Raw genomic sequence first — 10,972 nt, forward strand, 5'->3', positions numbered from 1 at the left:
CTTGAAATGATAATCTTTTTCCCAGCAATGACAAGAGGGATTGTCAACATTATCAATACTTTAGCTAAGGCAGGGAAAAAGATTATCATTTCAAGTCACGATATGGATATTATTTATACACTTTGCGATTATGGATACATATTAAATCATGGTCAGGTTATCGCTAATGGATCTATTGAAGATTTGTTTAGCATGGACGAAGTACTAGAAAAGGCTAATCTTTCTCAGCCATGGCTTATGAAAATACATAAAAAATTAGGTTTACCATTATTTCGAGATGAAGAAAAACTATTTGATTATTGGAGGGAGATCAATGGAATTAGCAGTTATCGGGGTTGATCACCATATTGCGCCAATGGAAATACGTGAAAAGATGTCTTTTACGGAATCTAAAAAAGAGATAACTTTTCAAATATTACAACAAGAGAATATTCATGAACTTATCATCGTATCCACGTGTAATAGAAGTGAACTTTATTTAGCAAGTGAAGAATTAGAACAAAGCATCCATTCTGTTTGTACCTATTTAAAAGAATATACTGGGCAGGATGATATTGAAAAGCACTTATTTATAAAAGAAAATAGAGACGCAGTGTATCATATTTTTCAGGTAGCAGCAGGACTTGAATCTCTTGTTATAGGTGAGGATCAAATTTTAGGTCAAGTAAAAGATGCTCTAGAATATGCCATTGAAAAAGGCCACAGTGGAAAATTACTAAATAAATTATTTCGAGAGTCTATTACTAAGGCAAAATATATTAAAACTACTTTAAAAATATCCGAAAATCCAACATCTGTCGGTTATGTTGGCTTGAAGATGTTAAAAAAAGAGATGGATTCCTTAGAGGGAAAGCGTGCTCTTATTATTGGAGCAGGTAATATGGGCAAATTATCCTTAAAATACATTATTGAAGAAAATCTAGATAAGGTATACATCACAAACCGCACCCATGATAAATTAAACCAATTATTAATTGAGTTTGAAGGAGTATGTCCTGTTTATTACGAAGATCGATATGATTTACTTCAAGAAGTAGATATACTCATTTCTACAACAGCATCTCCTCACACCCTGTTTCTAAAAGAAAATATGCCAAAACTAAAAAAAGATTTGTATATTCTTGATTTAGCCATGCCACGAGATGTAGAAAAGGAAGTTGGAGAGCTAGAGGGCGTTCACTTATACGAAATCGACGATTTAAAAAAGGTCATCGATGAGAATATAGAATACCGAAAGAGTCTGATGGAACCTATAATGGCTATTATACAGGATTCTGTAGAGGAATTTTATAAATGGAAAGGGGCTGCGAAACTAGACCCTTTAATCCGAAAAATCAATGCTCAATGTGAGACTATTAAGATGGAATCTTTAGATTATATCTATAGAAAGACAAATCTTACTATAAAAGACAAAGAAGTAGTAGAAAAAATGATTCATTCTGCTCTTAAAAGAAGCATAAAGCCTATTGTTAATCTGAAAAGCATAGATGATGCGGAAAAACTAGATGATTATATTGCTGTAATGGATGAAATTTTTGGGAAGTGATGAGAATTTGTATTATCCAGTAATGATCAAAATGAGAGATAAAGATGTAGTGGTTTTTGGGGGGGGGAAGATTGCTTACCGTAAAGCAGTTTCTCTTTTGGAATGTGAAGCAAAAGTCACTGTAATAAGTTTGGATTTTACTTACGAGTTTAATGAGCTCTTACATCAATTTTCTAATTTAACCCTTATAAAGGACTCATATAAAAAAGAGTACTTAAAGGGTAATTACTTAGCCGTAGGAGCTACAAATGTTAAGGATATTAATATCTCCATTAGTGAGGATGCAAAAGAATTAAAGATTCTGTGTAATATAGTTGACAGTGGAGAAGCTTCCGATTATATTGTCCCATCGGTTGTAAGAAGAGGGGATTTGATTTTATCTATATCCACCTCTGGAAAGAGTCCATCTCTAAGTAAAAAAATAAAGAACTCCTTAGAAGAAGAGTATCCTAAAGAGTTTGAAGAGTATGTAAACTTACTGGGAAAAATTCGAGAGATGGTCATCAAAAACGTAAAGGATCAAGAGGAGAAAAAAAGGATTTTAAATAGCTTAACGGATTTGTCTGTAGAGGAATTAAGAAAAATGTTGTAAAAGTGGAAGTATGGATGTCAACGAAGGTCATTGGTCTCACGGTTTCAATAGGAAATAAATACAGAATGTTTGCAAAAAATCAAAGGAGTCATATATGAAAATAATAGTAGGTACAAGGGGAAGCAATTTAGCATTAACTCAGACAAAATGGGTTGTTTCCCAATTACAAAATAATTATCCAGATACTACATTTGAAATAAAAACGATTACTACTACGGGAGATCGAATTCAAAATGTAAGTTTAGATAAAATTGGTGAAAAAGGTGTATTTGTAAAGGAAATTGAAGAGCAACTTTTAAGTGGACAAATTGATTTAGCAGTACATAGTATGAAAGATATGCCTGGAGAACTACCAGAAGGCTTAATGTTTTCATGGGTTCCGAAAAGAGAAGATTATCGAGATGTCATCGTTCTAAAAGAGGGATATAAATCATTTGATGACTTACCTCAGGGAGCTGTAATTGGAACGGGAAGCAAGCGTAGGCAGTTTCAATTATCAAAGTATCGACAGGATTTAAAATTTGATTCCATTCGAGGGAATATTGAAACTAGAGTGCGAAAAATAGAAGATCAAAATTTACATGGAGTGGTCCTAGCAGCAGCAGGATTAAGGCGAATAGGATTATATGAAAAACTTAGAAATCGTATTGAGCCCATTGAACCTCATATCATATTACCTTCTCCTGCACAAGGAATTTTAGCGATTGAAATTAGAAAAGAAAATACGCAAATACACAAAATGATAGAGAGTATAAATCATAGTGAGTCTTTTTTACAGGCAACAGCAGAGCGTTCCTTCTTAAAAGGTTTAAACGGCAATTGCCATATTCCCATGGGAGCATTATGCACTATTAAAGGGGAAAATATCGAGATAGAAGGTTTGCTAGGAAACGAAGATGGAAGTGCATTAATTAAAAGAAAAGCCTTTGGTCCAAAAGAAGATGCAGAAAAATTAGGCTGGGAACTGGCAAAAGATATATTGGAGGAGATGAAGGGCTATGAAGGGTAAAGTATATTTAGTAGGCGCAGGTCCAGGAGATTTTAAATTGATTACATTAAAAGGGCAAGACGCCATAAAAGCAGCAGACGTCATCGTATACGATCGGTTGGCTTCTCCTAAATTGCTAGACTTTAGAAAAGAAGATTGCGAGTTCATCTATGTAGGAAAAGAATCCAGCAATCACACAAAAACACAAGATGAAATAAACGATATTATTTGCCAAAAAGCACTAGAAGGGAAAATTGTCACCAGGTTAAAAGGTGGAGACCCTTATGTATTTGGCAGAGGTGGAGAAGAAGGTCAGTATTTAATCGAAAGAGGAGTAGATGTAGAGGTGATTCCAGGGATTACTTCTGCTATTGGAGGACTAGCATATGCAGGAATTCCAATTACTCATCGAGATCACGCATCCTCTTTTCATGTAATTACAGGACACTTAAAGGATGAAAGCAACGAGTTAGATTGGGACGTATTAGCAAAACTAAAGGGTACCTTAGTGTTTTTAATGGGTATGAGCGAGCTAAAAAAAATAACGGCTCGCCTTATTGAAAATGGCATGGCTTCAACTACACCGGTAGGAGTAATCAACTGGGCAACTACAGACAGACAAAAGGTAGCTGTAGGCACTTTGATAGATATTTATGAAATTACTGAAAGAGAAGGTCTGACTTCTCCAAGCATTATCGTGGTAGGTGATGTAGTCAAATTAAGAGAAGATTTAAACTTCTTTGAAAAGAAACCACTTTACGGTAAAAAAATATTAGTGACAAGGGCGAGAAATCAAAGCAGCAAAGTAGTTGAAAAAATCTACCAATTAGGTGGCACTGCAATTGAATTTCCTGTTATCAAAATAAAGGATTTAAGCCATGAACCATCTATAATAGAAGAGATTAAGAGGGTTAGAGAATACAACTATCTTATTTTCACAAGCCAAAATGGAGTAAAACTTTTTCTTAATAGAATGTTTTCCTTAGGTTTAGATATGCGAGCATTAACTGGAGCTAAAATTGTAGCTATAGGTAAGGTGACCGCAAAAGAACTTGAAAAATACCATCTCTATGCAGATATTATTCCGGAAAATTATATTGCCGAGGGTATTTATGAGGAACTTAAGGACATGTTAACACCTGAGGACAATATTTTGCTACCAAGGGCAAAAGAATCTAGAGATTTCTTGGCGGAAGAGCTAGGTAAATTAGCTCAAATAAAAGAAATAAAAATATATGAGACGATTCTTGGAGAAGGAGCAGAAAAAGTAGAGGAAGTAAAATCTCTTCTTAATAAGAAGGAAATCGATTATATTACCTTTACGAGCTCCTCAACAGTAAAAAATTTAGTGAAGATATTAGGAAGTGCAGATATTCTTAAGAATCAAAAACTAATTTCTATTGGACCCATTACTTCAGATACCGTCGAAGGCTTTGGATTAGAGGTATACGGCGAGGCAGAAAAATATGATATTGATGGGGTTCTAAAGGTGATTTTAAATGAGGAGGCACAAAAGTGATAAGAAGACCTAGAAGATTGCGTTCAAATGCTATTGTTCGAGATATGGTTCGAGAAACTAGGCTTAATACAGATGCATTTGTCTATCCCATGTTTGTAGTAGAGGGAGAAAGAATAAAGAATGAAATCTCATCTATGCCAGGCAATTACCATTTTTCTATCGATTTATTAATTGAAGAAGTAGGAAATCTTATTGATTTAGGAATTAAAAGTATAATGTTATTTGGCATTCCTAATCACAAAGATGAGTGTGGTAGTGAGGCTTATAGGCCTGATGGAATTATTCAAAAGGCAGTTGAAGCTTTAAAGGAAAAATATAGTGATCAAATATACATTATAACGGATGTATGCCTTTGTGAATATACTTCTACTGGTCACTGTGGACTTATTAAAGGTGAGACAGTAGATAATGACTCCACTTTACCCCTTTTATCCAAAACAGCTTTAAGCCATGTTCAAGCAGGTGCAGATATGGTGGCACCATCCGATATGATGGATGGAAGAATAGGTCATATGCGAAAGACTTTAGATGATAATGGATATGAAAATGTCCCTATAATGGCCTATAGCGCTAAATACGCATCGGCTTACTACGGACCTTTTAGAGAAGCAGCAGATTCAGCGCCTCAATTTGGTGATCGAAAATCTTATCAAATGGACCCTGCTAATAGCAGAGAAGCTTTAGTAGAGGCTGCACTAGATTTAGAAGAAGGGGCAGACATTGTCATGGTAAAACCAGCTCTTGCTTATCTAGACATTATTACAAAAATAAAGGATATATCGGATGTTCCAGTAGCAGCCTACAATGTCAGCGGAGAATACTCCATGCTAAAGATGGCTATAAAAGAAGGTCTGATGAGTGAAGATGTAATAGTAGAGACATTAATCTCTATACAACGAGCTGGAGCAGATATTATTCTTACTTATTTTGCGAAGGAGATAATGGAGAAACTGCGCTAGGTGGTAAGGTGGTGAGGTGGTAAGGTGGTCAGCAAAACCAAACTCGCCTAGGGGCGAGAAAATGTCCTACCTCTAATATCTTACTGCAACATCCGAATTTATAGGTGCAGACGACCCTGTCTGCCCTCTATTAAAAGATGAAATCAAGTGTAATATCGAGGAAGGAAAATAATAATGAACTTTAATAAATCAGAAGAATTATTTAATGAAGCTAAGAAATATATTCCTGGTGGGGTGAATAGTCCTGTACGGGCTTTTCAATCTGTGGGAATGAGCTCTGTATTTGCTAGAAGAGGAAATGGAAGCAAAATTATTGATGTAGATGGCAATGAATTTATCGATTATATTTGCTCATGGGGTCCCCTTGTTTTAGGGCATAGCAGTGAAGTGATAACAAAGGGAGTGGAAGAAGTAGTAAAGGCAGGGGTAACGTTTGGTCTTGCTACGGAAATTGAAGTAAAAATAGCCAAACTAATAACAGAGGCGTGTCCATCTGTAGAAATGGTTCGAATGGTAAATTCAGGAACGGAAGCTACCATGAGCGCCTTGAGGTTGGCAAGGGGCTATACAAATAGGAGCAAGATTTTAAAATTTGAAGGATGCTATCATGGGCATTCTGATGGGCTTTTAGTGAAATCAGGCTCAGGTACTTTAACGTATGGTTCGCCTACAAGCTCTGGTGTTTCTGAAGATGCAATTAAAAATACATTAGTAGCTCAGTATAACGATATTGAAACATTAAACGCTGTATTTAAAGCACATGGTAATGATTTAGCAGCTGTAATCGTAGAGCCTGTTGCTGGCAATATGGGTGTTGTTCCAGCAAAAGAAGAATTTCTAAAAATTATGAGAAAATTGACAGAAGAATATGGTGCCCTGCTTATATTCGATGAGGTTATTACTGGTTTTCGAGTAAGCTATGGTGGAGCTCAAGAAGTATATGGCATTAAACCAGATTTGAGTTGCTTTGGCAAAATTATCGGAGGCGGTCTTCCAGTAGGTGCTTTTGGGGGCAGAAGAGAAATCATGGAGTTATTAGCACCAGTAGGTCCAGTTTATCAAGCAGGTACTTTATCAGGAAATCCGCTTGCCATGCACATGGGCTACAATGCTCTAACTTATCTAAAAGACCACCCTGAAGTGTATACAAATATGGAAGAAAAAGCTAACAAATTAGAAGAAGGCTTTAAGAAGGCCATCAAAGAATTCAAAATAGATGCCACAGTAAACCGTATAAAGGGCATGCTCAATGTATTCTTTACAAAAGGAAAAGTTGAAACCTTTGAAGATGTAAGTAAATGTAATACAGAAATATACGCAAAGTACTTTAAACTTATGCTAGACCAGGGTGTCCTCATAGCCCCATCTCAATTTGAGGCAATGTTCTTGTCACATGCTCATACGGAGGAGGATATCGAAAGAACGATTGCAGCGAATCGTGAGGCGATGAGACAGATAACTGAATAGGTGGTCAGCAAAAAAATGCTAGTAGCTGTATTTTGACCCCGGCTACTACTAAAGTCATCCTGAGGAGCGAAGCGACGAAGGATCTCTACAAGCTGACTAATAGGACGAACAATTTATTAAATCTATTACGTCGTTAACGGTTGCAGGAAACAACCGCTTAATAATTGTTTCACTACTGTTCAACCATCGTTTAACAATTGTTCACAAAAAAGGGAGGCATCATATGTTAGGAAGATTATATGGAATCGGCGTTGGGCCTGGGGATAGTGGTTTAATCACTCAAAAGGCCATTGACATCATCAACAAAATAGATGTGATTGTAGCACCAATTACAAAAATGGGAAAAGAAAGCAAAGCTTTTAATATAGCAAAGCCTTATTTAAAGGCAGATGTAGAAACTGTAGAATTAGAATTTCCTATGATTGATTTAGAAAAAGAAAAGGAAACCCTGAATGCAAAGTGGAAAGAAAATGCTACCAAAATTGCAGAGTTATTAAAACAAGGAAAAAATCTTGCGTTTTTAACTCTAGGGGATCCTATGGTTTATAGCACTTACTCTTATTTGTTTCCCTATTTAGAAGAAGTAAATATCAAACCTATTACCATACCTGGAATCACCTCTTTTTGCGCTTCTGCTGCTGAACTAGGCGTACCTATTGTACAAGGCAATGAGACCTTCTGTGTATTGACTCAAATCACCTCATTAGAGGAGTTTGACAAATATAAGGAACTCTTTGAAAATATCGTAATCATGAAGCCCTTTAGCTCTAGAGAAACCATAAACGCAGCCATTGAAAAATACAATCTACATGATAGAGTATACGCCATCTCAAATTGTGGCAGCGAAAACCAAGAGATTTCTACAGGATTTATTAAAGACGATATTAGTTATTTTACGATAATTCTTATAAAATTTGGAAATTAGGTGGTCAGGTGGTCAGGTGGTCAGCAAAAGCGAAACTCGCCTTTAGGCGAGGGAAGGGCCTAAGTTAACTGCCTCAGTCATTCTTGAGCGAAGCGAAGAATCTTAAGACCTACAGAGGTTAACCCTAACCCTTATTTACCCATACAACTGTTTAACAATCGTTGAACCACTGTTCAACCACTGTTCAACGATTGTTAAAACCCAGTAATGAATTGTAAATTAGAAAAAAACAAATATTACAATACATAGCAATCTACCAATAATAGCAAAGGAGAAGTGGCATGAATAAAAAAGCCCTGCTAGTGGTCAGTTTCGGCACGTCATATGATGAGACTAGAAAAAAGACCATCGATCAAATAGAAATGGATTTATCAAAGGCCTTTCCAGAACATGAATGTAGAAGAGCATGGACATCTCAGATGATCATAAATAAGATCAGAAAAAGAGATGGAATTCATATTAATAATCCAACAGAAGCCTTAGAGAAATTACATAGTGAAGGCTACGAAGAAGTTTTAGTGCAGCCTACTCATATTATTAACGGTTCTGAATATCGGGGTTTGTACCATGATTTATTGAATTTTAAAGACAAATTTAAGTTCATTTCAATAGGTAACCCTCTTTTAACTAGTATGGAGGACTATAAAAAAGTAGCTCCTGCAATGTCTACTGTATTTCCAAAAAATACAGACGACAAATTAATTCTACTAATGGGTCACGGTTCCGAACACCATGCCAACTCTGCTTATTCTTGCATGGATTACGTGCTTAAAGAAAAAGGTTATTCTAATGTCTATATAGCTACAGTAGAAGGCTTTCCAGATTTAAATACCTTCTTTAGCCAAATAGCATCAAATCCTATTAAAAATATTTTACTAATGCCCTTTATGATTGTAGCAGGAGATCATATTCAAAATGATTTAGTAGGCGACGAAGAAGACTCTTGGAAGAATATCCTATTATCAAAAGGCTACAATGTAGATTCCATTATTATTGGTATGGGAGAAATACAGGAAGTAAGAAATATTTTTGTGGATCATGCAAAAGAGGCGATGCAAATTTAATAAAAGCGAAGAACTGAAAAGAAACTGTTGGTTGGTTGGACGATTGGACAGTTAGACAAGAAAAACATACAAGTGCAAAGTGAAAATTTAGAAAGTAATATTGCCTTGATACTAGAAGTTGTAGAGGCAAACTGTGTTCGCCTAACTAAAGTCACCATTGGTGACTAATGTGTTTTCGCTTACCACCTTACCATCTTAAAAAAAAGGGGGATTTTACATGGCAAATTATATTGCTCAACCTATGGAAATAGAGAAAAGAAGTTTTGAAATCATATTCGAAGAAATGAAACAAGAAGATAAAGAGCATTTTAGTGAAGAAGAACTCATGATCATCAAGCGAGTGATTCATACTTCTGCAGATTTTGAATACGCGGATATTACAAAGTTTATTAATAACCCAATTGAAAATGCTATGAAGAGCATCAAAAATGGAGAAAAAGTCTACGTAGATACCAATATGATTAAAGCTGGCATTAACAAAAGAGTGCTTGAAAGATTTGGAGGAGAGCTTGTAAATTACGTTGCTGATGAAGATGTAAGAGAAGAAGCTAAGAGAAGAGATACCACTCGCTCTGTAGTCTCCATTGAAAAAGCTTGCAAACAAGAAAAAATCAAGATGTTCATTATAGGTAATGCACCAACGGCACTTTTCTCCCTAATGAATATGATTGAAGAAGGCCATGTTCAGCCCGATTTTGTCATAGGAGTTCCAGTGGGATTTGTAGGAGCTGCAGAATCAAAAGAAGAATTTGCTAAGTTAAATGTTCCTTCTGTAGTAGTAGAAGGCCGCAAAGGTGGAAGTACAATAGGTGTAGCTATTTTTAACGCCTTACTATATATGCTAGACAACAACAGGTGATTTTATGGAAAAATACATCGTCAAAGACGGGAAACGACTTAGGTACGGGTATACTACAGGTTCTTGTGCTACAGGGGCTACAAAAGCAGCGATAACAATGCTTTTATCTAATAAGGATGTTGAGGAAATCACCATATCTACCCCAAAAGGTTGGAATGTAGATTTAGAAATAAAGGATATCAGTAGAACATCTGACACAGCGAGCTGTGCTGTCATAAAAGATGGGGGAGATGACCCTGACAATACTCATGGTATGTACATTTATTCTAAAGTCAAATTAATTGATTTTCCACAAATTTACTTGGCAGGTGGAAAGGGCGTAGGGAAAATTACACAAAGAGGGCTTCCTGTTGCCGTAGGAGAATCGGCAATTAATCCGGTGCCAAGGCAGATGATTCTTAATGTAGCCAAAGAAACAGCTAAAGAATTTAATTACACAGGTGGATTTCATATTGAAATATACGCTCCTGAAGGAGAAAGAGTAGCGAAGAAGACGTTTAATCCCAAACTAGGCATCTTAGGTGGTATTTCCATACTAGGTACTACTGGTATTGTAGAGCCGATGAGTGAAAAGGCATTAGTAGCTTCTCTCCAGTTAGAATTAGATATATTAGATAAAAACAGTCATGAGAATATTATCTTGTTCCCAGGCAATTATGGTCGAAAATTTGCAAGGGAAGATTTAAGTTTAAATATAGAACACAGTGTAAAGATCAGCAATTATATAGGAGAAGTATTAGAGCACTTAAACACAAAAAACTTTAAAAATGTCTTAGTCATATCCCATATAGGAAAGCTTATAAAAGTGGCAGGTGGAATCATGAATACTCATAGCAAATCTGCTGATGCTCGTATGGAAATACTGGGCGCTTATGCTTCTGCATGTGGTGGGGATAGTGCCTTAACTCGAAAAATACTTCAGTGTATTACTACCGATGAGGCCATTGATTTACTTAAAAGAGAGCCATTTTATGAAGATATTCTAAACATGATACTAAAAAGAGTTCGTTATCATATATTATCTCGAATCCATAATGATGCCAATATTGGACT

11 protein-coding genes and 1 pseudogene are annotated in these 10,972 nt (G+C 35.9%); all 12 read left to right on the forward strand.

All coding sequences use genetic code 11. The annotated features are described in order from the left end of the window. Window positions 1-339, forward strand: a pseudogene (locus Q7P22_RS11825) (hypothetical protein); the annotation flags it as partial. Next, window positions 314-1,546, forward strand: coding sequence for a glutamyl-tRNA reductase (hemA, locus tag Q7P22_RS11830; protein ID WP_303864406.1), 1,233 nt, complete (start codon window positions 314-316; stop codon window positions 1,544-1,546). The pseudogene Q7P22_RS11825 and the gene hemA, both read left to right, overlap by 26 nt. Further along, window positions 1,527-2,138, forward strand: coding sequence for a bifunctional precorrin-2 dehydrogenase/sirohydrochlorin ferrochelatase (locus tag Q7P22_RS11835; protein WP_303864409.1), 612 nt, complete (start codon window positions 1,527-1,529; stop codon window positions 2,136-2,138). Before hemA ends, Q7P22_RS11835 begins: the two co-directional genes overlap by 20 nt. Before the next feature lie 94 nt (window positions 2,139-2,232). Continuing rightward, window positions 2,233-3,147, forward strand: a complete 915-nt coding sequence (gene hemC / locus Q7P22_RS11840; protein WP_303864411.1) for a hydroxymethylbilane synthase — start codon at window positions 2,233-2,235, stop codon at window positions 3,145-3,147. Then, window positions 3,137-4,645: a uroporphyrinogen-III C-methyltransferase gene (gene cobA, locus Q7P22_RS11845; RefSeq protein ID WP_303864413.1), complete on the forward strand. Its 1,509-nt coding sequence runs from the start codon at window positions 3,137-3,139 to the stop codon at window positions 4,643-4,645. The genes hemC and cobA overlap by 11 nt, the downstream gene beginning before the upstream one ends. Then, a complete protein-coding gene (gene hemB, locus Q7P22_RS11850; RefSeq protein WP_303864415.1) occupies window positions 4,642-5,604 on the forward strand; it encodes a porphobilinogen synthase in 963 nt (320 codons plus the stop codon). The genes cobA and hemB overlap by 4 nt, the downstream gene beginning before the upstream one ends. Window positions 5,605-5,778: 174 nt before the next feature. Further along, the gene (hemL, locus tag Q7P22_RS11855; RefSeq protein WP_303864417.1) at window positions 5,779-7,071 is read left to right on the forward strand and encodes a glutamate-1-semialdehyde 2,1-aminomutase; all 1,293 of its coding nucleotides are present in this window, start codon (window positions 5,779-5,781) and stop codon (window positions 7,069-7,071) included. Between the two features lie 223 nt (window positions 7,072-7,294). After that, window positions 7,295-7,996: a precorrin-2 C(20)-methyltransferase gene (cobI, locus tag Q7P22_RS11860; RefSeq protein WP_303864419.1), complete on the forward strand. Its 702-nt coding sequence runs from the start codon at window positions 7,295-7,297 to the stop codon at window positions 7,994-7,996. Window positions 7,997-8,277: 281 nt separating this feature from the next. Further along, window positions 8,278-9,060, forward strand: coding sequence for a sirohydrochlorin cobaltochelatase (locus Q7P22_RS11865; RefSeq protein ID WP_303864421.1), 783 nt, complete (start codon window positions 8,278-8,280; stop codon window positions 9,058-9,060). Window positions 9,061-9,087: 27 nt separating this feature from the next. Then, window positions 9,088-9,228, forward strand: a complete 141-nt coding sequence (locus Q7P22_RS11870; RefSeq protein WP_303864423.1) for a hypothetical protein — start codon at window positions 9,088-9,090, stop codon at window positions 9,226-9,228. A 49-nt stretch (window positions 9,229-9,277) separates the two neighbouring features. Beyond that, complete coding sequence (locus Q7P22_RS11875; protein WP_303864426.1) at window positions 9,278-9,919, forward strand: precorrin-8X methylmutase; 642 nt, start codon at window positions 9,278-9,280, stop codon at window positions 9,917-9,919. Between the two features lie 4 nt (window positions 9,920-9,923). Continuing rightward, window positions 9,924-10,972: cobalt-precorrin-5B (C(1))-methyltransferase CbiD (gene cbiD / locus Q7P22_RS11880; protein WP_303864428.1), on the forward strand; the 1,049-nt coding region annotated here is incomplete at its 3' end.

Source organism: Alkalibaculum bacchi (genome assembly GCF_937875145.1).
Classification (GTDB): Bacteria; Bacillota; Clostridia; order Eubacteriales; family Alkalibacteraceae; genus Alkalibaculum; species Alkalibaculum bacchi_A.